17 protein-coding genes and 3 pseudogenes are annotated in these 22773 nt (G+C 69.5%); 14 read left to right on the top strand and 6 right to left on the bottom strand.

Annotation, left to right across the window (positions count from 1 at the left end):
• Positions 1-12: 12 nt before the first annotated feature.
• A pseudogene (gene moaA / locus AC1VNH_RS07060) lies at positions 13-1070 on the top strand (GTP 3',8-cyclase MoaA).
• Between the two features lie 11 nt (positions 1071-1081).
• On the opposite strand, the gene AC1VNH_RS07055 reads toward moaA, so the two are convergent.
• On the bottom strand, positions 1082-1714 hold the full coding sequence (locus AC1VNH_RS07055; protein WP_243231617.1) for a helix-turn-helix transcriptional regulator: 633 nt from the start codon (positions 1712-1714) through the stop codon (positions 1082-1084).
• Between the two features lie 192 nt (positions 1715-1906).
• On the opposite strand from AC1VNH_RS07055, the gene AC1VNH_RS07050 reads away from it, so the two are divergent.
• Positions 1907-2836: a diacylglycerol/lipid kinase family protein gene (locus AC1VNH_RS07050; RefSeq protein ID WP_483110573.1), complete on the top strand. Its 930-nt coding sequence runs from the start codon at positions 1907-1909 to the stop codon at positions 2834-2836.
• Between the two features lie 6 nt (positions 2837-2842).
• Here AC1VNH_RS07050 and AC1VNH_RS07045 read toward each other — a convergent pair whose 3' ends face one another.
• Both AC1VNH_RS07045 and AC1VNH_RS07040 read right to left on the bottom strand, forming a co-directional pair.
• On the bottom strand, positions 2843-3250 hold the full coding sequence (locus tag AC1VNH_RS07045; protein ID WP_483110572.1) for a glucose-6-phosphate dehydrogenase: 408 nt from the start codon (positions 3248-3250) through the stop codon (positions 2843-2845).
• 100 nt (positions 3251-3350) lie between these two features.
• On the bottom strand, positions 3351-4652 hold the full coding sequence (locus AC1VNH_RS07040) for a hemolysin family protein (protein WP_483110571.1): 1302 nt from the start codon (positions 4650-4652) through the stop codon (positions 3351-3353).
• Positions 4653-5180: 528 nt separating this feature from the next.
• On the opposite strand from AC1VNH_RS07040, the gene AC1VNH_RS07035 reads away from it, so the two are divergent.
• The 9 genes and pseudogenes from AC1VNH_RS07035 (at position 5181) to AC1VNH_RS06995 (ending at position 16969) form a co-directional block, all read left to right on the top strand.
• Positions 5181-5786, top strand: a complete 606-nt coding sequence (locus tag AC1VNH_RS07035) for a hypothetical protein (protein WP_483110570.1) — start codon at positions 5181-5183, stop codon at positions 5784-5786.
• Positions 5787-5866: 80 nt separating this feature from the next.
• Complete coding sequence (locus tag AC1VNH_RS07030) at positions 5867-6943, top strand: COG1470 family protein (protein ID WP_483110568.1); 1077 nt, start codon at positions 5867-5869, stop codon at positions 6941-6943.
• Positions 6940-8283, top strand: a complete 1344-nt coding sequence (locus tag AC1VNH_RS07025; RefSeq protein WP_483110567.1) for a LacI family DNA-binding transcriptional regulator — start codon at positions 6940-6942, stop codon at positions 8281-8283. The genes AC1VNH_RS07030 and AC1VNH_RS07025 overlap by 4 nt, the downstream gene beginning before the upstream one ends.
• Before the next feature lie 184 nt (positions 8284-8467).
• A complete protein-coding gene (locus AC1VNH_RS07020; protein ID WP_483110566.1) occupies positions 8468-9478 on the top strand; it encodes an ABC transporter substrate-binding protein in 1011 nt (336 codons plus the stop codon).
• Positions 9479-9595: 117 nt separating this feature from the next.
• Positions 9596-11152: pseudogene (locus tag AC1VNH_RS07015) on the top strand (sugar ABC transporter ATP-binding protein); the annotation flags it as partial.
• 12 nt (positions 11153-11164) lie between these two features.
• A complete protein-coding gene (locus AC1VNH_RS07010) occupies positions 11165-12205 on the top strand; it encodes an ABC transporter permease (protein ID WP_243231604.1) in 1041 nt (346 codons plus the stop codon).
• Complete coding sequence (locus tag AC1VNH_RS07005) at positions 12202-13245, top strand: ABC transporter permease (RefSeq protein ID WP_483110564.1); 1044 nt, start codon at positions 12202-12204, stop codon at positions 13243-13245. The genes AC1VNH_RS07010 and AC1VNH_RS07005 overlap by 4 nt, the downstream gene beginning before the upstream one ends.
• A 145-nt stretch (positions 13246-13390) precedes the next feature.
• Positions 13391-16372, top strand: a complete 2982-nt coding sequence (locus AC1VNH_RS07000) for an immunoglobulin-like domain-containing protein (protein WP_483110562.1) — start codon at positions 13391-13393, stop codon at positions 16370-16372.
• Between the two features lie 99 nt (positions 16373-16471).
• On the top strand, positions 16472-16969 hold the full coding sequence (locus AC1VNH_RS06995; RefSeq protein ID WP_483110560.1) for a GNAT family N-acetyltransferase: 498 nt from the start codon (positions 16472-16474) through the stop codon (positions 16967-16969).
• Positions 16970-16972: 3 nt separating this feature from the next.
• Here the strand turns inward: AC1VNH_RS06995 and AC1VNH_RS06990 are convergent, their stop codons facing one another.
• The 3 genes and pseudogenes from AC1VNH_RS06990 to AC1VNH_RS06980 form a co-directional block, all read right to left on the bottom strand.
• Positions 16973-17773 (bottom strand): SDR family NAD(P)-dependent oxidoreductase, encoded by an 801-nt coding sequence (locus AC1VNH_RS06990; RefSeq protein WP_483110558.1) that lies wholly within the window; start codon positions 17771-17773, stop codon positions 16973-16975.
• 12 nt (positions 17774-17785) lie between these two features.
• Positions 17786-18679 (bottom strand): SMP-30/gluconolactonase/LRE family protein, encoded by an 894-nt coding sequence (locus tag AC1VNH_RS06985; RefSeq protein ID WP_483110557.1) that lies wholly within the window; start codon positions 18677-18679, stop codon positions 17786-17788.
• A pseudogene (locus AC1VNH_RS06980) lies at positions 18669-20473 on the bottom strand (glycoside hydrolase family 15 protein). Before AC1VNH_RS06980 ends, AC1VNH_RS06985 begins: the two are co-directional and overlap by 11 nt.
• A gap of 199 nt (positions 20474-20672) precedes the next feature.
• Between AC1VNH_RS06980 and AC1VNH_RS06975 the strand changes: the two are divergent.
• The 3 genes from AC1VNH_RS06975 (at position 20673) to AC1VNH_RS06965 (ending at position 22752) form a co-directional block, all read left to right on the top strand.
• Positions 20673-21233 carry a Dps family protein gene (locus tag AC1VNH_RS06975; RefSeq protein ID WP_234074791.1) on the top strand — a complete coding sequence of 187 codons (561 nt, stop codon included), beginning with the start codon at positions 20673-20675 and terminating at the stop codon, positions 21231-21233.
• A 12-nt stretch (positions 21234-21245) separates the two neighbouring features.
• On the top strand, positions 21246-22133 hold the full coding sequence (locus AC1VNH_RS06970) for an SDR family oxidoreductase (protein WP_483110556.1): 888 nt from the start codon (positions 21246-21248) through the stop codon (positions 22131-22133).
• Positions 22134-22200: 67 nt separating this feature from the next.
• On the top strand, positions 22201-22752 hold the full coding sequence (locus AC1VNH_RS06965) for a TetR/AcrR family transcriptional regulator (protein WP_483110555.1): 552 nt from the start codon (positions 22201-22203) through the stop codon (positions 22750-22752).
• Positions 22753-22773: the final 21 nt, after the last annotated feature.

Below are 22773 nucleotides of genomic sequence, written 5' to 3'. Positions count from 1 at the left end.
GGAGGTCAGAGGATGACGGCGATCCCGCTCCAGCTGCGCCGCACGCCGCCGGTGGATGCGGGGCAGCAGCGACAGGGCGATCCGCTCGTCGACGCGTTCGGCCGGGTGCATCGGGACCTCCGCATCTCGTTGACCGACCGCTGCTCGTTGCGCTGCACGTACTGCATGCCCGAGCAGGGCAACGAGTGGCTCGCGCGCAACAGCATCCTGACGACCGACGAGATCGAACGCGTCGCCCGCATCGCCGCCGCCGACGGGATCAGTACCTTCCGGCTGACCGGCGGTGAGCCCCTGCTGCGCCGCGACATCGTGGACGTCGTGGCGCGCCTGGCGCGCATCGAATCCCCCGAGGGACCGGTCGCGATCGCGATGACGACCAACGGGATCCGCCTGCCTGAGCTGCTGCCCGAGCTCGTCGCGGCGGGACTCAGCCGGCTGAACATCTCCATCGACACGCTGCAGCGCGACCGTTTCGCCGAGCTCACGCGGCGCGACCGCCTCGAAGAGGTGCGTGAGGCGATCGCCGCGGCTGCCGCATCCGGGCTCCGCCCGCTCAAACTCAACGCCGTCGCGATGCGCGGGGTGAACGACGACGAGCTGGTCGACCTGGTCGAGTTCGCCATCGCGCACGACGCGCAGATGCGCTTCATCGAGCAGATGCCGTTGGATGCGGGCCACACGTGGGACCGTTCGCAGATGGTCACCCGCGAGGAGATTCTCGAGGCGCTCGGCCGCCGGTGGAGCTGACCCCCGTGCCCGGCCGCGGCGGCGCGCCCGCCGAGCGCTGGACGCTCGATGGCGGCCCTCACACGGTGGGTGTCATCGCGTCGGTCACGGCGCCGTTCTGCGGTGACTGCGACCGGATGCGGCTGACCGCCGACGGGCAGCTGCGCAACTGCCTGTTCTCCACGACCGAGTACGACCTCGTTCCCGTGCTGCGCGGGGGTGCGTCGGACGCGCAGGTCGACGCCATGCTGCGCTCGTGCATCGCCGGAAAGCTCGCGGGACACGCCATCGATGACCCCTCGTTCCTGCAGCCGTCGCGGGGAATGAACGCGATCGGCGGCTGAGGGCCGTTCGCTCATGCCGGTAGCGGCACCCGCTGCGCGAGCATCAGCTTGACGACACAGTTGCGCGGGTCGCACGAGGCGGCCATCTTGTCCACGCGAAGCGGGCCGCCGGCCTCGGCGAGCACGCCGTCCATGAGTCCCAGATGCACGTCGCAGAGCGTCTCGCGGTGATCGGGGTCGGCGCCCGCGTTGGGGCAGGGGGAGATGTCGACGGTGAGCTCGGCCTCGTCGACGATCGGGTCGAACCCGGCGTCGCCGAGGTCCTCGACGAGGGCGTCGATCTGGTGAACGGCATCCGGGGTGAGCCCGGTGTCGGTCACGTTCGTCCACGGCATGATGCGGCGCATGAGGTCGCCGCGCTGTGCGGCCTCGCGCACCTTGCGCTGCGAGATGACGCTGATGCCCCGGCGGTCCGAGGTGGTGCTGTACAGCACCCGCGGGCGGCCGCGGGTGGTCCGGTGCTCGGTCTCGGCCACGATGTAGCCGCCGTCGAGCAGACGCTGCAGGTGCTCGCGAACCGTGTTCGGGTGGAGTTCGGTCGCCTCGCACAACTCGGCGACCGTGCGCTGTCCGCGCTTCTGCAGAACGTGGAGGATCTGGACGCGCGAGTAGCTGGAGATCGCGCTGTAGCCGGGGCGGGTCATGCCTTCATTGTTCATGTTTCCGGATGAAATTGAAAGGTCAGACCACAACATTTCCGAGGTTCCACAGTTCCGATCGCGCATTCGCGCGGAGGGTGTTGTGGATTATCCACGGCTCGCGTCGGGAGATCGTCATACCGTGCTCGCATCCGCAAGCGGAGCCGTGCGCCGCGCGGAGGGTGAGAGCATGTGTGCATGCCCGCATCCCGCACCGCCATCGTCTACAACCCGAGCAAGACGAAGCGCGAGGATCTCGCGCGCGCGTGGGCCGGTGTCAGCGCCGAGGCCGAGCCGGAGTGGTTCGAGACGACCCCCGAGGACCCGGGGCAGGGGCCCGCGCGCGCGGCCGTCGAAGCCGGGTGCGATCTGGTCATCGCCGCGGGCGGCGACGGCACCGTGCGGGCGGTGGCGGAGGGGCTCGCCGGAACGGATGTCGCCCTCGGCATCGTGCCGCGCGGCACCGGCAATCTCCTGGCGCGCAATCTCGGCGTGCCGCTGCTGAGTCTGCCTGCCGCGATGCGACGGGCCCTGACGTCGGAGTCGCGATCGATGGACATCGGCTGGGTCGATCTCACGCGGGAGCGCGGCACCGAGCGTCACGCCTTCGTCGTGATGGTGGGCTTCGGCCTGGACGCGCAGATGCTCGCCGAGACCGACGACGATCTGAAGTCGAAAGCGGGGTGGCTCGCCTATGTGGCCGCGATGGGACGCGCGCTTTCGTCGTCGAGCGTGATCGATGTCCGCCTCGCGCTCGACGACGAGCCGGCGCAGAGCGTCGAGGCCCACACGCTGCTCGTGGGCAACTGCGGCGCCATCCAGGGCGGGGTCACCCTCTTCCCGGACGCCCAGCTCGACGACGGACTGCTCGATGTGCTGATCATGAGCGCGGCCGGTGTCGGCGACTGGCTCGAGACGCTGCGCACCGCGATGTGGGACAACGGCATCCTCCGCCTGTTCGACCGCGAGCGTTCGGCGACGAGCACCGACTCTGCGCGGCATGCGCAGGCTCGGCAGCTGCGCGTCGAGTTGTCCGAGCCGTGCGCGTTCGAGATCGACGGCGAAGAGGTCGGCGAGGTGACCGGCTTCGCGGTCAGCGTCGAGCCTGGGGCGTTGCGCGTTCGCTGATCGGGCTCAGGCGATCTGCTCGCCGCACATGCCGCAGACGCCGTTGGCGTTTGCCTCGAGGAAGCACGTGGGACACACGGCGCGCACGCGCTCGGGAACCACAGGTTTCGGCGCGCTCGTGCGGGCGGGGGCTGCCTGACGTGCCGCGGTACGCTTCGGGCGCGCCGCCGGCGCTGCGGGCGCTGATGCGCGGGGCGGCTCCGGGCGGTGCTCGACGCAGTAGAAGCGCACGAACCCGTCGTGGTTGTTGGGATGGCGGTGCTTGACGGCCCACAGCTCCGTGCGCTCGCGCGCCGGTGCGTCGGCGGGGCAGGATGCGCAGCGCCCCGGCTCGCCGGGGGCGATGTCGGCGACCAGCAGCGGTGTCTCGAAGGGGATGTTCTGCCGCCAGTCCGATGACGATGCGATCCTCACGGGGTCCTTCCTGGCGGGCGCGCTTCGGGTGCGGATCCTGCCTCTACAACGGTAGATCACCTGGCGGGGGCCGGGCGCCTCGTCCCCCGCCAGGAGCGGATCAGTTCGGGAACTCTTGCGCGGGTGCCGCCGCGCGGGTCACGTGCAGTTCACTGATCCGGCGGCGATCGATCGCGCTCACGCGGATCGTCGCGCCGTCGATCTCCACGACGTCGCCCACGCGGGCCAGGCGCCCGAGCCTCTCGACCACGTAGCCGGCGACCGTGTCGGCGCTGCCGCGAGGGATCGCGATGCCTGTCGCCTCTTCGAAGTCCTGCAGATTCAGCCGGCCGTCGACCGTGCCGCCCTCCGCGCTCAGCGCTTCGGCGACCGCATCCGTGTCGTACTCGTCGAAGATCTCGCCGACGACCTCCTCGACGAGATCCTCGAGCGTGACGATGCCGTCCGTTCCGCCGTACTCGTCGACGACCACCGCGATGTGGTGGCCCTGCGCCCGCATCCCTGTGAGAGCCGGCAGCACGCGTGCGGAGGACGGGAGGTACGAGATCTCGCGGGCGATGGACGCCAGTTCGTCACGGCCGGATGCGGATGCGGCGTCGAAGATGTCGCGCACGTGCACGAACCCGACGATGTCGTCGATCGACGTGTCGATGACCGGGTAGCGCGAGTGCGGCAGGTCTTTGACCCGCGTGGCGGCCTCATCGATCGGTTCACGGGCGTCGAGTGCGATCACCTCGGGGCGGGGTCGCATGACCTCGCTGATCTGGCGGTCGCGCAACGACAGCACGTCGTCGAGGATGCGGCGCTCATCCTCCGGCAAGCCCTCATGGCTGGAGACGATGTCGCGCAGCTCCTCGTCGGTGAGCTCATCGGCGGTCTTGTTCGGATCGCCGCCGAGCAGTCGCACGAGGGCGTTCGTCGACACGGACAGCAGCCAGATGACGGGGCGCATGAACCACGCGAATCCGCCGAGCACTGGGGCGACGGCGTAGGCGAACTGCGCGTTGCGCTGGATCGCGAGGCGCTTGGGGACGAGCTCGCCGAGCACCAGCGAGAGGTAGGCGATCACGAGGGTCAGCACGATCGTCGCGACGGTCGCCGCAACGGAATCGGCGAGTCCGAGCGACACGAACAGCGGCGTCACCGACGGTGCGATGGATGAGGCGCCGTACGCGGCCGAGGCGAAACCGGCCACCGTCACGCCGATCTGGACGGCGGAGAGGAAGGTGTTGGGGTTGCGGGCGAGATCGGCGACCTTGCGACCGCGCTTGCCCCGCGCCGCGAGCGCGTTGACCTGGCTCTCGCGCAGGGTGACGAGGGCCATCTCCGTGGCGGCGAACACGCCGCCGATGAGGACGAAGACGATGACGAGGGAGATATTGAGAAGGAGGTCGCCGTTCACCGGCCGACCTCCTCGATGTGCAGGCAGACGCCCGGGGTCACCCGGGCGCGCGGACTATGACTGTCGGAGGAATCGGCAGAGTGCGTCATTGCACCAGCGTAGAGGGGCGGCCGTCAGCGATGCTCGATGTTCGCCGAGAGCGCGGCCGCAGTCGCGCTTGACAGACGATGCGTTCGCGCTAACATCGAGCACAAGTCATTGGTACCGCTAACACGCGATGTCGCGTATCCGCATCCCGCTCGACGCTCCCGCATCCCTTGTGCGCGTTGCGGCGTGCGCCGATGACGACCCATCAAGTCGAAGAACGAGTGAGTGACCCATCGTCGGGTCACAGCAAAGGTGCACGATGCTCGCTGCGCACGCAGGCCCTCGGCCCGACGTCGCGACCGCACGCGGCGAGAGCACCCCTTTCACCGAGAGGGATGCGGCCGCGATCGCCGCCCTGTCGGGCCATCCGACGGCCGGAGAGTCCGGCCGTCGTGGAACTCGGCGCAGCTGTGTCGCTTCGCCGGAGATCGGAGACACACCATGAAGAAGGGCCTTCTCGCCCGGACCGCCGTCGGCCTGGTCGGCGGCGCACTTCTCATCGGCGCCGCCGGAGCGGCCGTTGCGGACGAGATCGGCAACGACGAGGTCGATGTCACCGTCGACATCGCGGCGCTGCCCGATGCCGGCGCGCTGACGTTGAGCGTCGCCCCCGGCTCCGCCGTGCTGACGGAGGGAGAATCGGCCGACCCCGACCAGCGCGTCTTCGGCGGCACGCTTCCCACCGTGACCGTCACCGATGACCGTGACACCATCCCGGCCGGCTCCGCCTGGTACGTGACGGGCCAGGCCAGCGCGTTGACCTCCGGCGATGCCTCGATCGACCCCGGTCATCTGGGCTGGAAGCCGAAGCTGCTGACGCAGAGCGCCGATGTGGCGGAGGGCCCGGACGTCGACACCGTGCTCGACGGCGGGCCGAACAACGTCGGGCTCGTGGACGCCGAGTTCCTCGCGATCGCCTTCGATGCACAGAGCGCTGCCGGCACCTGGCAGGCCACCGCCGATCTGCTGCTGAAGACCCCGAAGAATGTCACGCCGGGCAGCTACTCCGGCACGATCACGCTCACCCTCTGGGAGGAGCTCTCCTAAGCTCGCGCCCCCGCCTCGCGCACGTCCGACGCGGAGGAGCCCGTGACGGCTCCTCCGCCCCTTCCCCCAGGATGACCGCTGTGTTCCGACCCCTTCGTGCTCTGCCGTCCGTGATCCGGGCGTCGGCGCTCTCCGTCGCCGCGCTCGCAGTGATACTCGCGTCTCTCGCTCCCGCGGCGGCTGCCGCTGCCGAGGACGATCCTGTCCGCTGGTCGATCGCGCCCGCCGATGCCGACGGTGCGGACGGGCGGCGGGCCGTCGAACACGAGCTCGGGCCGGGAGAACGGGTGGACGAGCACTTTGTGGTGCGCAACCTCGGTGAGCGGGAGATCACCTTCCGGATCACGGCCGCCGACGGCTTCTTCACGCAGACCGGCCGCTTCGACATCCTCGCGGATGCGGCGGCGTCGACCGCGGCCGGCACGTGGATCACGGCACCCGCCGCGGTCACCGTCGCCGCCGGTGAGAGCGTCGTCGTCCCCTTCTCGCTGGCCGTGCCCGAGCGGGCGGAGCCCGGCGACTATGCGGCGGGCGTGACCGCATCCATCCTCTCGGCGGGCAGCGCAGAGGGAGGGGCGAGTGTCGGCGTCGAGAGCAGGGTGGGCTTCCGGGTGCTGACGCGCGTGACGGGTGAGATCACCCCAGCGGCTTCGCTCGACGCGCTCGTCGGCGACTACCGCCTGTCGTGGAACCCGCTGCGCCCGGGCGAGGCGCAGGTCTCGTTCGACGTCGTGAACGACGGCAACACACGCCTGGCCGCGGCGGGCACCGTGTCGGTGGGTGGTCGCACCGTCCCCTTCCCCGCGGAGGGCCAACAGGCGCAGGAGCTGCTGCCCGGTGACCGTCGCGAGATCACGGTCACGATCGATGAGGTGTGGCCCTGGGTGCTGCTGACCACGACCGTGACCCTCGCTCCGGAGGTTCTCGCGATCTCCGACACGGACGCGACCATCGCGCCGATTTCCGCCGACGCAGCCATCTGGGCGGTACCGTGGCCGCAGTTGGCGATCTTGCTGGGGGCGGGGCTCGTCGTCTGGGCTATCCTGTGGCGACGATCACGCTCCCAGAGGCGGATCTCCGCCATGATCGACGATGCGCTCCAACGAGGGCGCGAAGAGGGACGCAACGAGATGACCGACCGGGTAGGAGCATCATGAAGCGCTGGGGCGCGGTGCTGGCCACGGTCATGAGCGCGCTTGCTGCTGCCGCGGTGGCGGTTCCCGCCCGTGCGGCCGACATCGACCCCGACGCGGGGAGCATCGGTGTGAGCGTCCAGATCACGCCGATCGAGTGCGTGAGCGGATGCGGCGTCGGGGCCGAGGGGGTCGGATCTCTGGCCGCCAGCGGTCTTCCGCCCGTGGAGCCCGTCCTGTGGGCCGCGGCCCTGGTGCTCGCTCTGGGAACCGCCCTGGTGCTGCGCGCCACCGTCTCCCGCCGCGCGAGGACGACGTCCGCATCCGATTCCGGAGACGGTGCGTGTCAGAGGCTGACGCGGGGCTGGCAGCGCCCCAGCATCTACGACGTCGCCAAACATGCGGGCGTGTCTCATATGACCGTCTCGCGGGTCCTCAACGACCATCCCAACATCCGTGACTCGACGCGGCAGCGTGTGCTGAAGGCGATCGAGGAGATGAACTACACCCGCAGCTCGATCGCGCGGGCGCTGGCGACGCGGCGGGCCATGCGGATCGGTGTGCTGGTCGACGGTCCGGTGCAATTCGGTCCGAACAGCACGCTGCGCGCCCTGGAAGCCGCGGCGCGTGACGTCGGTTACGCCATCAGCGCGTTCTCGATCGACGACGACGACGATGCGCAGCTGGATGCGGGGGTCGTGGAGCTGGTGACTCAGGGCGTGGACGCCCTCTGCGTCATCGCGCCCCGCGCATCCTCGCTCGAGCTGCTCCGGCAGAAGAGCACGGGGCTTCCCACGATCGTCATCAAGGCGGAGTCCGACGACGTGTGGCACACGGCGGCCGTGGATCAGCGCAGCGGCGCATGGCTCGCGGTCGACCATCTGCTCGAGCTCGGCCACCGCCGCATCGCGCACCTCGCGGGACCGCTGGACTGGTACGACGCGAGGGAGCGCGAGCAGGGCTGGCGCGAATCGCTGGCCGCCGCGGGGCTCGACGCGGGTGAGGCGATCATCGGCGACTGGACGTCGGACTACGGCTACGAGGTGGGCAAGGCGTTCGATTCCGGCAGTGCGACGGCCGTGTTCGCCGCGAACGACCAGATGGCGCTCGGCCTCGTGCACGGACTGGTCGATCAGGGCTTGCGCGTGCCCGAGGACATCAGCGTCGTCGGATTCGACGACGTTCCGGATGCGCGGCACTTCCTGCCGCCGCTGACGACCGTCCGCCAGGACTTCTCGGCCCTGGGGGAGCTCGCTCTGCAACTCGTGATCGCCGCCATCGACGGCGAGGATCACACGCGACACGATCGCATCGCGCCGCTGCTGGTCGTGCGTTCGTCCACGGCTCCCGCGCCGCGCGACTGAGCCACTGCCACGCGTTGTTGTGCGCAACAAATGTTCGCGGTAACGGAAAAGTAACGAATCGCCCCGAAATAGTTGCGAAGTCGCTTTGTTAGCGCGCACAATGTGGCTACCCGACGTTCCCACTGGGGGCACACGGACCACCTCTTCGACGATGAGCGTCGGGGAGTCTCAAGGAGGAGATCACATGGCACACAACAAGCGCGCTCTGGGCATGCTGGGATTCATCGGCGTGGGGGCTCTCGCGCTGGGTCTGGCCGGCTGCTCGAGCGGGGACGCAGAGGCCGGCGGCGAGGCGAGCGGCGGCAGCGGCGACCTCACCACGGTCGGCTTCGTCGCGGTGGGTCCTGAGGGCGGCTGGCGCAACGCGAACGAGCAGGCCATCAAGGACGCCTTCACCGAGGACGCCGGCTTCGACCTCAAGTACGCCCCGGCCGCCAGCCCGAGCGACCAGAAGTCGCAGCTGGACGCCTTCTCGACGTTCGTCAACGACGAGGTCGACGTCATCCTGCTCACCGCCACCGAGGCGTCGGGCTGGGAGGACTCGCTCAAGCTCGCCAAGGAGGCCGAGATCCCGGTCATCCTGCTCGACCGTGGCGTCGACGCTCCCGAGGACCTCTACGTCACCCGCATCGCGCCCGACAACGTGCAGGTCGCGAAGTCGGTCGGCGAGTGGGCGACCACCGCGTTCCCCGAGGGTGCCAACTACTTCGTGCTCGAGGGCGTTCCGGGCCTCTCGGTCGTCAACGAGCGCAACGAGGGCTTCGACGAGGCGCTCAGCGGCAAGTCGGGCTGGAACAAGGTCGGCGCGCAGACCGCCAACTGGAAGACGGACGAGGGCAAGTCGGTCATCGAGACCGTGCTGAAGGCCAACAACAACGACATCCAGTTCATCTTCGCCCAGAACGATGAGATGGGCATCGGCGCGGCGCAGGCCGTGACGGCGGCGGGCCTCAAGCCCGGCACCGACGTGAAGATCGCCACGATCGACGGCACCAAGGGTGCGCTCGAGGCGCTGTCCAAGGGCGACCTGAGCTTCGTCGCTCAGTACAACCCCTTCTTCGGCACCGACGCCGTCGACGCCGTCAAGAAGGCCCTCGCGGGCGACAAGGTCGACTCGACCATCATCGTCAAGAGCGCCACGTTCGACTCGCCCGAGGCGGCGGACAAGGCGCTGGCCGACGGCCTCGCGTTCTGAGCGCCGCACACCCGCACTAAACCGCGCCGGCAGGCAGAGCGGGGATCGCCCCGGGCGATCCCCGCTCTCTGTCCGGCCCCAAGGGCATCAGCCCCGTAGCGAGGAAGCTCGTCAGTGATGACCGAATCACCCCCGATCGTCGAAGTCCGCGGCGCATCGATCACCTTCCCCGGCGTCAAAGCGCTCGACGCCGTGAACTTCCGACTCCTCCCCGGAGAGGTCCACACCCTGATGGGTGAGAACGGCGCGGGAAAGTCCACGCTGATCAAGGCGCTGACCGGTGTGTACCAGATCGACTCCGGATCGATCCTCGTGGGCGGCGTCGAGCGGCGCCTGACCGGCACCAAGTCCGCGCAGGATGCGGGGATCTCCACGGTCTACCAAGAGGTCAACCTCTGCACGAACCTGACCATCGGTGAGAACGTCATGCTGGGCCACGAGGTACGCGGCCCGCTCGGCATCAACTGGCGCAAGACCCACGCCCGTGCCGCGGAGGCGCTGGCACGCATGGGCCTCGGCCATCTCGACACGCGCGCCCCGCTGGCCTCCATCTCGATCGCGCTTCAGCAGCTCGTTGCCATCAGCCGCGCCATGGTCACCGAATCGAAGGTGCTCATCCTCGACGAGCCGACCTCCAGCCTGGACTCGGCCGAGGTCGAGGTGCTGTTCGGCGTCATCCGCAACCTCCGCGACCAGGGCGTCGCCATCCTCTTCGTCTCCCACTTCCTCGACCAGGTGTATGCGATCAGCGACCGCATCACGGTTCTGCGCAACGGCGCGTTCGTGGGGGAGTACCTCACCCACGAACTCGATCGCACGCAGCTCATCTCGAAGATGATCGGCAAGGACCTCGACGCGCTGCGAGCCCTCGGCTCGAACCGCCAGGTCGACGAGCGCGACCGGACCGACACCCCCGTGTACAGCGCGGAGGGGCTGGGCCGCAAGGGCGCCCTGAACCCGACCGACATCGAGATCCACCGCGGCGAGGTCGTCGGCTTCGCGGGTCTTCTGGGTGCCGGCCGCACGGAGCTCGCCCGCCTCATCATGGGGGCCGACCGTGCCGATTCCGGCACCGTGCGCATCCGGGGCAAGAAGGCCAGCATCGCCTCGCCCGTCGCAGGCCTCGCCAACCGGATCGCCTACTCGACCGAGAACCGCCGCGACGACGGCATCATCGGCGACCTGAGCGTCCGCGAGAACATCATGCTCGCACTGCAGGCCAAGCGTGGCTGGCTGCGCCGTGTGCCCGCCCGCGAGGTCGACGCGTTGGTCAAGACCTACATGGAGCGCTTCAGCGTCCGACCGAACGACCCCGACCGGCCGATCCGGCTGCTCTCGGGCGGCAACCAGCAGAAGGTGCTCCTCGGCCGCTGGCTGGCCACGGAGCCCGAGCTGCTGCTGCTGGACGAGCCGACCCGCGGTATCGATGTCGGCGCAAAGGCCGACATCCAGGAGACGGTCGCCGAGCTCGCGGAGGGCGGAATGGGCGTCGTCTTCATCTCCTCCGAGCTGGAGGAGGTCGTCCGCCTGTCCGAGCGCATCGTCATCCTGAAGGACCACGACAAGATCGGCGAGGTCGTCAACGGGCCTGATGTGACGGCCGAGCGCATCGTCTCGATCATCGCCGCCGAAACGGAAGAGAAGGCGGAGGCCCAGACCGAGGCACTCGCCGAAGGAGAAGCTGTCATGACGTCCTTCCTGAAGACGCTCGTGCGCACGCCCTGGTTCTGGGGCATCGTCGGAATCGTCCTGCTGCTGACGCTCAACGTCATCAAGGACCCGACCTATCTGTCGGTCGGCATCAACCCGACGACGGGGATGCTGGCGGGCAACCTGCTCGACATCCTCCGCGTCTCGGCGCCGATCATCATGATCGCCCTCGGCATGACCTTCGTCATCGCGACCAAGGGCATCGACCTGTCGGTCGGGTCGATCATGGCCGTCGGCGGCGCCGCGGCCATGGAGAGCCTCTCCGCAGCCGGCGCGCCGACCTCGGTGGGCGCCATGCTGACGGCGATCGGCATCGCGCTCCTGCTGGGCGCCGTCCTCGGTCTCGTGAACGGTCTGCTCGTGTCCGTCATCGGACTGCAGCCCTTCATCAGCACGCTCGTGATGATGCTCGCCGGCCGCGGTATCGCCCGCGTCATCACGGGGGGCCAGAACACCAACGCCACCAACGAGCCCTTCCGACAGATCGCGAACGGGCAGATCCTCGGACTGCCGATCAGCTTCGTCGCGGCGATCGTGATCGTGGTCCTCGTCTCGGTGATCATGCGGCGCACGGCGCTGGGGCTCATGATCGAGTCCATCGGTGTGAACCCGGCCGCCAGCCGTCTCGCCGGCATCCGTCCGCGGCCGATCCTCATCGCGGTGTACATCCTCTCGGGTGTGCTCGCGGCCACGGGCGGCCTGTTCACCGTCTCGGAGGTCATGACCGTCGACGTCTCGGGCACCGGCTACCAGATGGAGCTCGATGCGATCCTCGCGGTCGTGATCGGGGGGACGTCGCTCGCGGGCGGCAAGTTCTCGATCCTCGGTTCCACCGTCGGCGCCCTGCTGATCGCGACGCTCAACAAGACGGTCCTCTTCCTCGGGATCTCGGCCGCTGCGACCCCCGCCTTCAAGGCGATCGTCATCGTGGTGCTGGTTCTCCTGCAGTCCGAGCGGGTGCGCGGCTACGTGCTCCGACTCGGGCGCACCCGTTCCCGAAAGGAGGCCGTCGCGTGAGCGCGTCCGTCTCGACCTCGTCCATCGACCTCGACAAGGCACCCTCCCGCGGATTCGCTCGCGTCTGGGGGCGCAGCCAGTCGGTGATCCCCTCGCTCGCGGCGGTGCTCCTGCTGATCGCCATGCTCGTCTACGCGGAGCTCGCCTACGGCCGCGTGTTCCACATGGGCACGATGTCGAGCCTGCTCGTCAGCTTCGCGCCGACGATCATCCTCGCCGTGGGGATGACGATCGTCATCCTCTCCGGTGGGATCGACCTCTCCGTGGGCGCCGTCGTGGCCTTCACCTCGGTCGCCGGCGTCATGCTGATGAACATCGGCGTGAACGGGTGGCTCGCGATCGTGCTGATGATCGTCTTCGGCGCGCTGTTCGGCCTCGTCTCCGGAGTGCTCATCCAGTACTTCAACGTGCAGCCGTTCATCGCCACGCTGGCGATGATGTTCCTGGCCCGCGGGCTCGCGTCGATCCTCTCGACGGTACCGGTCCAGGCGCCCGACGACTCGCCGATCCTGCTGCTGGCCACCGACTTCAAGCTCATCGACGGCCCCAAGGTCAACGACCTCGTGCTCACGCCGGGGTTCTTCATCGCCGTGCTCGTCGTGATCGGTGCGTTCTTCTTCCTGCACCGCACCCGCTCCGGACGCACCATCTACGGCATCGGCGGCGCCGAATCGTCGGCGCAGCTGATGGGCCTGCCGGTCGCCCGCACCCGGGTGTCGATCTATATCATCAGCGGGGCGCTCGCGGGTCTCGCGGCCGTCGTCTACACGGCGGAGGTGGGCGGCAAGGCGCAGAACGTCACGGCCATCGGTTGGGAGCTCGACGCGATCGCGGCCGTCGTCATCGGCGGCACGCTGCTGACCGGTGGCGCGGGCTACGTCCTCGGCTCGGTCGTCGGATCGCTGGTGCTCGCGACGCTCTGGATGATCATCACGAAGGACGGCTCCATCCGCCCCGAGTACCTCACGATCATCACCGGCGGCATCCTGCTCGTCTTCGTGCTCCTGCAGCGTGTGCTGACGGCCAGACGACGTAAATGAACCCCGGCACGGCGTCGGGACGGATGCGTTGTCCGTTCCGATGCCGTGCCATGCCCGCACGCGGGCGGATCCACAACTGAACACCGCATCCGATGCGACGTCGGCCGTCACACGGCCCGGTCGCTCGAGACGAACAGGACTCTCGATGACGAGAAATTCCCCGCCCGTATCCGTCAGCGCGACACGGCATCGCCGGCGCGCCCGCGCGTTCGCCGCATCCGTGCTCGGCGCAGCGCTCACCGTCACCGGTGTCGGCGTCCCCCTCGCCGCACAGGCCGCCGACATCCCGGCCCCCACGGCCCACTACGACATGTCCCACCAGGGTCAGTCCCTGATCGATGTGTCGGGCAACGGGCGCAACGCCACGCTCACCGGCTTCACCGATGCCTCGTTCGCGGATGCGGCCGGCGACGCCGTGCTGCGCTTCCGGGCCGACGGGTACGCGTCGCTCCCCAAGGGGCTCGTGACCGGCACCGACAACGACTTCACCGTCGAGTACACCGTGGCCACGCAGACCGCAGCCAACCACTTCGGCTGGGTCATCGGTGACGGCGTGGGCCCGTGGAACACGACCCTGCTCGGCAACCACATCTTCCTGAGCCCGCGTTCGTCGCAGGGCGGCTACGTCAACCAGGCGCTCGCCGCGATCCGCGTGAAGTCCGGCAGCGATAACGGCGAGACGCGGATGCCGGCCGGCGGCGGCCTGAACCCGGGGTTCACCACCCTCACCATGGTGGGTCAGGGGAACACGCTGACGCTGTACCGCGACGGGGCCGTGATCTCGACGCTCACCCACACCCGTGCCCTCAGCTCGATCATCCCGAGCGGCAACGTCCTCGGGTATCTCGGACGCTCCCTCTACCAGGGGGACGCGCTGCTGCGCGCCGACGTCTCGGACGTGAAGTTCTGGGACGCAGCCCTCACCGCGGACGACGTGCGCGCCAGCATGCCGACGGCTCAGGAGAAGAGCGCGGCCACCGCAGCGCTGCTGCGCGGCGACGTGCTCGCCACGATGCTGGGGGCCAACCCCTCGCTCGATCGGGTGTCGACGAACCTGACGCTCGCGGCCACGGCCAACGGCGTCGCGCTGACGTGGGCCTCCTCCTCGCCCCAGACCGTGTCCACGACCGGCGTCGTCTCGCGCTCCATCGCCCAGGACACCCCCGTCACCCTGACGGCCACGAGCTCGCTGGGCACGCTGACCTTCGAGGTCACCGTCGTCGCGCCGTCCGTGGCGAGCGACCTCGACGCGATCGTGCTGGCGACGCGCACGACAGAGAACCTGCCGCTGGCGACGAAGGGTGCCGTCAACGGCGCCTCCATCACCTGGAGCTCGTCCGACCCCGCTCTGGTGACCGGCACCGACCGGGCCTACACCGCTCCGGCCGCGGGCTCGGCGGATCCGTTCGCGGGCGGCGGGATCGTCTCGCGGCCGGCGTACGGTGCGGGCGATCGCAGTGTGACGCTCACCGCGACCGCCACGTTGAACGGCCGCTCCGCCGAACGCACCTTCCAGGTCACCGTCGCTGAGCACGGCCGCTGGGCACCGGACGCCGGCTACGCGGCCGCGTACTTCAAATCCGACAGCGACGAGAAGATTTACCAGGCGGCGACCAGCGGAAACGACTTCTTCACCTTCTCCGCCGTCAACGGCGGAAACCCGGTCATCACCTCGACGACCGACACGAAGGGCCTTCGCGACCCGTACGTGCTGCGCTCCAAGGACGGCGACAAGTACTACATGGTCGCGACCGATCTCTGCATCAGCTGCGGTACCGGATGGGGTCCCGCACAATCCGAGGGCAGCCTGAAGATCGAGGTGTGGGAGTCGACGGACATGGTGCACTGGAAGCGCACCAACGACGCGAACACGGGCATCACGATCAACCAGCCGGCGGCCGGCATGACGTGGGCGCCCGAGGCGTACTGGGACGACGCCCTGCAGTCCTATGTGGTGCACTTCTCGTCGCGGCTGTACTCGGACGCGTCGAAGACCAACAACGACAACCTCCACGCCCGGGTGTTCACCGTGCTGACCCGCGATTTCCGCACCTTCACCTACCCGCCCGCCGAGTGGCAGAACACCGGTTACGCGCGGATCGATTCGACGGTGCAGAAGATCGGGGACTACTACTACCGATTCACCAAGAACGAGGACGGCGGCGCCGCCGACGGCCTCGAACGCGGAAAGGACATCTTCCTGGAGCGCTCGAAGGTGCTCACCGCGAAGACCACCCGTTCGGACTGGAACGCGAACCCCGAGACGGGCTGGCAGCTGATCGACACCGCCATGACCAGCCTCGAGACCGGGCAAGCGGGTGAGGGGCCGCAGATCGTCAAGCTCAACGACGGCGACCCGAACAACACCGCGGACGACGACGGGTACGTCTTCCTCGTCGACAACTACGGCTCCGGCGGCTACCGCGCGTTCGTCACGACAGGCGACGAGATCGCGACCAGCAACCAGGGCGACCGCCTCTCGCGCCGGGCCGACTGGAACGTGCGCCCGGTGGGCGGTCTGCCCGCAAGCCCGCGTCACGGCTCCTTCGTCAACGTGTCGCAGGCTGTCCTGACGGCCCTGCACGGATGGACGGATGTGGCCGCCGTCGCCTCGACGACGACGCTCACCGCTTCCGGCCGCACCGCCACCGCGCACGTCGTCGCCGCGGATGCCGGTCAGGTCGCCGGCACGGTGACCTTCGCGGGCGGCGGGTGGAGCCAGAGCGCGATCCTCGCCGACGGGATCGCCTCGGTCTCGGTTCCCGCCCAGGTCGGTGCCGTCACCGCCACCTACGACGGCTACCGGGATGGACGCGTCAGCGTGTCGAGTTCGGCGGCGGTCACGCTCGGCGCCGCGTTCACGACCACCGTCGCCGCGAAGTGCCTGGCCGGGAAGGTCGTGCACTCCGTTGCGGTCGTCAACACCGATCCGTCGACCATCACGGCGACCATCGTCGGTTCCTACGGCAGCAAGGCGCTGACGCTGGCTCCCGGTGCCTCGGCATCGGCAGCCTTCACGACGCGGCTGGCGGTGACGCCCGCGCAGACGGTGACCGTGACGGCGAGAGCCGCCGACGGGCGCACGACGACGCAGAGCGCTGTCGTGCCCTCGACCACCTGCGGCTAGGGGCGGTCCTACACCACCGGGGTCGGGTCGGCGCACAACTGGCCCGGCCCCGGTGCGTGTGCGCAGGATGGTAGGGAGCCTCGACCGACAGGAGCACGCATGAGCGCCGACGACATCGCCATCCATCCGATCTCACCCGAGGATGCGGGCGAGGTGCTGACTCTCCAGCGCGCCGCTTTCGTGCAGGAGGCGCTCATCTATCGCGACATCGACATGCCGGTGTTCACGCAGACGCTCGAGGAGGTCGCCTACGAGCTGCGGGACAACCTGGGCCAGGTCGCGCGGCGCGGCGGGAGGATGATCGGCGCGATCCGCGCGCGCATCGACGGCGATGTGCTGCTCGTAGGACGGCTGGCCATCGCCCCCGATCAGCAGGGCGGTGGGATCGGCTCGGCTCTGCTGGATGCTGTCGAGGAGCGCGGCCGCCGCGCGGGCGCCCGCGCGGCGGAGCTGTTCACCGGCAGGTTGAGCGAAGCGAACATCTGCCTCTACGAGCGCCAGGGCTACGTCATCTCCGAGGCCGCCGGCGGTGCCGGGGGCGAGGACGAGGTCTTCCTGCGCAAGGACCTCGCCGGCCCCGCCACCGCCGACGACTGATCGTCAGATGGTGGCGACCGACCCCGAGTCCACGCGGTAGTTCGACCCGTTGACGAAGGAGGCGCGCGCCGAGCAGAGGAAGGCGATCACCGAGGCCACTTCTTCGGGCTCGCCGCGGCGGCCGAGCTCCATGTACGGCCGCTCCTCATCGAGGAACGACGCGATCGCCTCGTCGAAGGACTCGCCCCGTTCCTTCGAGCGCTTCTCCATCATCGCGTCGGTCATGGGCGTGTGGATGAAGGCGGGGGAGACGGCGTTGACGAGCAGCCCCTCGGAGGCGTAGCTGCGCGAGAGCCCCTTCGCGAGCGCCAGAATGCCGGCCTTCGCCGCGCAGTAGGGCAGCTCGTCGTCGTAGGGCTGCACGGCATCCTCCGAGGCCAGGAGCACGAGGCGCCCCCATCCGCCCGAGCGCAAGTCCGTCAGGAACTCCCGGATCACGCGGACCGGTCCGAGCAGATCGGTCTCGATCGTCGACGTCCAGCCCTCGTCGTCGATCTCGTGGAACAGTCCCTGCGCGCCCGTGATGCCCGCGGACTGTACCAGGATGTCGATGGCGCCCACCGCATCAGTCGTCTTGCGGTGCAGCTCGGCCACGGATGCGAGGTCGGTGATGTCGGCGGCGAACGCGTGGAGTCGGCCCTCGGGCGCGTCGAGGCGGGCAGCGGACTCCTCGAGCTTCTCCGCGTCGCGGTCGGTGAGCACGACGGTCACTCCCTCACCGAGGAGGAGCTTCGCGGTCTCGAAGCCGATGCCCGAGTCGCCACCGGTGATGAGGGCTTTCTTGCCTGCGATGCCGAGATCCATGTAGGTGTCCTTTCATTCGCCTTCGGACGGGATCGGTCCGAACGTGTGTGCCGGACGCCCTTGGGCGTCCGTGTCGATCACGAAGATCGACCCGCTGAGGGGTGCCGCAACCAGCTCCTGCTCGGTGAGCTGCTCGCGAGCGGTTCCGACGAACAGCAGATTCCGCGAGGCCCCGCCGAAGGCGACGGAGGTCACCTGCGGCGCCGGGATGCGGATGCGGGCATCGACGCGTCCGTCAGGCGTCCACCGCACGACCTGCCCGGCGCCGTAGACGCCGTTCCAGAATCGCCCGTCGGTGTCCAGGGCGAGTCCGTCCGAGTCTTCGCCGACCAGGAACGGCTCCAGCTCGCCGAGGGCCTCGGCCTCCGGCGAGTACTCGCCGCGATAGACGGTTCGCGTCGCCGTGTCGGTGACGTACATCGCCCGCGCATCGTCGGACCACTCGAAGCCGTTGGCGACGCCGAAACCGCCGCGGAGCGCCCGCACGGTGCCCGACGCGTCGACGAGGAACAGACTCGCGTCGGGTGCTCCGGTCGTCAGGTTCATGGCTCCGACCACGAAACGTCCGAAGGGGTCGACCTTGGCTTCGTTGCTGCGAATGCCCGGGTGCGCGTGGGGGAGAGCGGCGACCGTCCGCACGATCGTGCCGTCCGCATCCAGCAGGACGACGCGATCCTTCAAAGCCGCGACGAACCCGCCGGATGCGGCGGGCTGCACGGCGCTCACCGGTGCCGGCAGTCGCACGACCGTATCGCGGGAGCCGTCCTCCGGGCCGTCCAGTCGGGCGCGGTGCATGGTGCCTCGAGTGATGTCGACCCAGACGAGCTCGTCGCTGCGGTCGTCCCAGAAGATGCTCTCGACGAGGATCGCGTCGAGGCGCCGGAAGATGCGGGGTTCAGCGGCCATCGAGCACCTCCGCGGCGACGAGGTCGCGGATCGTGAGAGCGGCGCCGATGACGGCGAGATGACTGAGCGCCTGGGGGAGGTTGCCCCAGGATGCGCCGTCGTGCTCCGAGATCATCTCGGCGTAGATGCCGACGTCGTTGGCGCGCGCGACCAGGTCGTCCATGGCGGCGACGGCCTCCTCGTGCCGTCCTACGCACGCGAGGGCACCGGCCCGCCAGAACGCGGAGGCGACGAAGGTGTGCTCCTCCTGATCCATCCCCGTGTAGCGGTAGATCAGGTGCCCCGCGCCGAGCCGTTCGGTGAGCACGTCGATCGTCCGTGACATCCGTTCACCGCGGTCGAACCCGCTCTCCGCGTGCAGGAGCACCGAGGTGTCGACGTCCGTGGAGCCCGGATGCATGACGTACGCCCCGATCTTCTCCGACCAGCCGTGCTCGGCGATCCACGCTGCGATGCGGTCGCGCTCGGAGGCCCAGCGCTCGGCGCTTCCCGGGATGGCGCCCGCCTCGGCGAGCACGACCGCATCGCGCAGCGCCTGCCAGCAGCCCATCTTCGAGGAGGTGTAGTGGCGGATCTCGGGAAGCTCCCACATCCCGGAGTCCGGCTTGCGCCACTCGTCGCACGTGCGGTCGGCCATGGCGGCGAGCATGCGGCCGGTGGCGACATCCAGCACGTTGCCCGCATCCACGTAGGTGCGGCAGATGGCGAAGAGGTCGCCGTACACGCCCAGCTGGAGCTGTCCGTGCGCCGGGTTGCCGGTCACGACCGGGCCGATCCCGCGCCAGCCCGGCGCCTCGTGCTCGACGACGTCCTGGGCGAGCGTGCCTCGGAGGCTGTACAGCACGTGCAGATCGGGACCGTTGTCGCGGATGGTGCGCAGCAGCCACGAGATCGCGGCGTGCGTCTCCTCTCGTAAGCCGAAACGAACGAGCGCGTGCGCGGTGTAGGCGAGATCGCGCACCCACGCGAACCGGTAGTCCCAGTTCTTGCCACCCCGGGGTTCTCCGGCAGCGACGTGGTCGCGGCGGCGGCGATGGCTCCCGTGGGGGAGTAGACCAGCAGCTTCAGTGCGAGCGCGCTGCGCTGCACGGTGGCTTGCCACGGGCCCTCGTAGCCGAACTCCCGCGACCAGGCACGCCACCCCTCGATCGTGCGGTCGATGCTGCGGTCGACGTTCTCCGGATGCGGCAGGTGCAGCGGCTCGCCGTCGGTCGCGACGACCACGAGCAGGTGGCGAGAGTTGTTCGAGGTCGTGAACGACCCTTCGACGCGCGGGCCGGCGCCGTCATCGACGGTCTTCGCTCCGCCGTGGTCCTGACCCACGACCGCCAGCGAGGTCTCGCCGACGCGGAGGATCGTCGCGCCGTCGCGCTGCTCCGCCCAGGGCGCCGCGGTGTTGAGGCGGGTGCCCGGCTGCACGCGCCAGGTGAAGGCGACCTCGCCGTCGATGCCCTCCACGCGTCGGGCCAGCTCCGCCCACGGAAGGCGCCCGGCGACACCCGTCACCATCGCGTCCGTCAGGCGCGCGGTGCCCGTCGGGGTGATGAAGGTCGTCTGCAGCACGTTCGTGCGCGCCACGTATCGGCGACGCACCTCGAACTCGCCCACGGGTGTGATCTCCAGACATCCGCCGTTCTCGGCATCGAGGATGCGTGCGAACACCGGCACGGAGTCGAGGTTGGGCACCGGCAGCCAGTCGATGCTGCCGCGCCGATCCACGAGCGCGACCGTGCGGCCGTCGCCGATCGCCGCGTAGGACGAGAGGTCGGAGGAGGGGCGGGGCACGGCAGCCACGCTAGGCGGCCCGCCCCCGGGTCGGGGCAGGCTTGCGTCGCGCGCGCGGGCGGGTTACGTGGCTGCCCGCGCACGGGCGCTAGCAACCCGCGGCGGGGCGGACAACCCCCGCCGCCGCGCCCCGACCCGGGGTTAGCGTCGCACCCGTCAGACACCGAGCGACGGGCACGACCCGTCCTCGACGACGAAGGAGGACGACATGGCCGCCACGAACGCATCGAGCACGACGCGCAACCGCCGCCGCCCCGCGAAGGGCGGAGCCGGAGCCGGGCTTACCGAGGAGCAGAACGCGGAGAGCGGGTTCACCGCATCCCAGGAGCTCAGCGACAACCTGCAGAAGGTGCTTGTCGACCTGATCGAGCTCTCGCTGCAGGGTAAGCAGGCGCACTGGAACGTCGTCGGCCGCAACTTCCGTGACACGCACCTGCAGCTGGACGAGGTCATTGACGCCGCCCGCGAGTTCAGCGACACCGTCGCGGAGCGGATGCGGGCGCTGCACGCGCTTCCCGACGGCCGCAGCGACACTGTGGCCGAGACGACCACGCTGCCGGAGTTCCCGCAGGGCGAGATCGACACGAGCGAGGTCATCGACCTCATCACCGAGCGTCTCGAGGCCACGATCGGCACCTGCCGCGACGTGCACGACGAGGTCGACGACGAGGACCCGACGAGCGCCGACATCCTCCACGCGGTGCTCGAGCGCCTCGAGCAGCTCGCGTGGATGGTCAGCGCCGAGAACCGCGCGCCGGCGGCGCGCTGAGAGGGGTCGCACATGAGCATGTACGACGCCCAGGATCCGACCACCCAGTTCCCCCGGCCGCCCTTCCCGCCCCAGCAGCAGAGCGCCCCCGGCGACATCCACAAGATGGACCCCGCGCCCGACCACGGCGAGACCAGCTACATCGGCTTCGGCCGACTGCCGGGCCGCAAGGCGCTCGTGACCGGCGCCGACTCCGGCATCGGCCGGGCGGTCGCCATCGCCTACGCCCGTGAGGGCGCGGATGTGGCGCTCAGCTACCTGCCCGAGGAGCAGGCGCAGGCCGAGGAGGTCGCGGCGCTCATCGAGAAGGATGGGCGCAAGGCCGTGCTCCTTCCCGGCGACCTGCAGCAGGAGCAGACCAACGTCGATGTCGTCGAGCGCGCCGTCGAAGAGCTCGGCGGCCTGGACATCCTGGTGATCAACGCCGGCACGATGCCGACGGTCGACAGCATCGACGACTTCGAGACGCACACGCTCGATCACGTCGTGAAGGCCAACATCTACCCGCTGTTCTGGCTGACCAAGGCGGCATCCGCTCACCTGAAGCCTGGCGCGGCGATCATCACGACCTCGAGCGTGCAGGGATTCCAGCCGTCGCCCTCGCTGGCCGAGTACGCGGTCTCGAAGGCGGGTATCGCCAACTGGACCCGTGCGATGTCGCAGCAGCTGATCGAGCGCGGCATCCGGGTCAACGGCGTGGCTCCGGGCCCCATCTGGACCCCGCTGCAGCCCCCTTTCGTGCCGAACGAGAAGATCGAGGAGTTCGGCTCGCAGACGCCGATCGGGCGGGCGGGTCAGCCCGTCGAGCTCGCTCCGGCGTTCGTGTTCCTCGCCTCCCAGGAGTCCAGCTACGTGGTCGGCGAGACGATCGCCGTCACGGGCGGGATGCCGGTGCACTGACCTTCGCGGGGGAGACGGCCGTCCGGACACCGGCGGCCGTCTCCGCGCGTGCGCTTAGCATGGGCGGATGGATCCGCGGGTGCGTCGCACGCAGGAACGCCTGCGCGCAACCGTGTTCGAGCTGGCATCGACCACGCCGTTGTCGCAGATCAGTGTGACGGATCTCTGCCGCGCCGCGGGCGTCACGCGCGACACCTTCTATCGGCACGCCGTTGGGGTGACCGAGCTGGTGGCCGACGCTCTCGAGGCGGAGCTGCGCGAGGTGACCGCCGCCCTCGGGGCGGATGCTGCGATCGGTGACGGCGAGCGGATGCTGCTGGAGCACGTCCGCATACGGGCCGCCGTCTACCGCTCGGCGATGGAGCCGCTGCTCGCAGCCCCCGTGCGGGCGGGACTCGAGCGGAGCCTCCGTCAAGGGCTGGAGCAGTGGATGCAGCGGCGCCCCGCCATCGTCCCCGCGGCGGTTGCCGGTGATCCCGTCGCCGTCTCGCTCGCCGTCGCCTACGCCGCAGCGGGGACGGTGGGGGCGATCGAGCAGTGGCTGCGCACCGACATGGCGGACCTTGACCGTGCGGTCGCCGTCATTCTGGCCGCATCCGCCGAGTGGTGGCAGCTCTGAACGGCCTCTGACATTTATAAG

Source organism: Microbacterium sp. KU4F, from assembly GCF_056868075.1.
The sequence above is the reverse complement of the archived record's forward strand: the minus strand, read 5'-3'. Positions and strand labels throughout refer to the sequence as shown.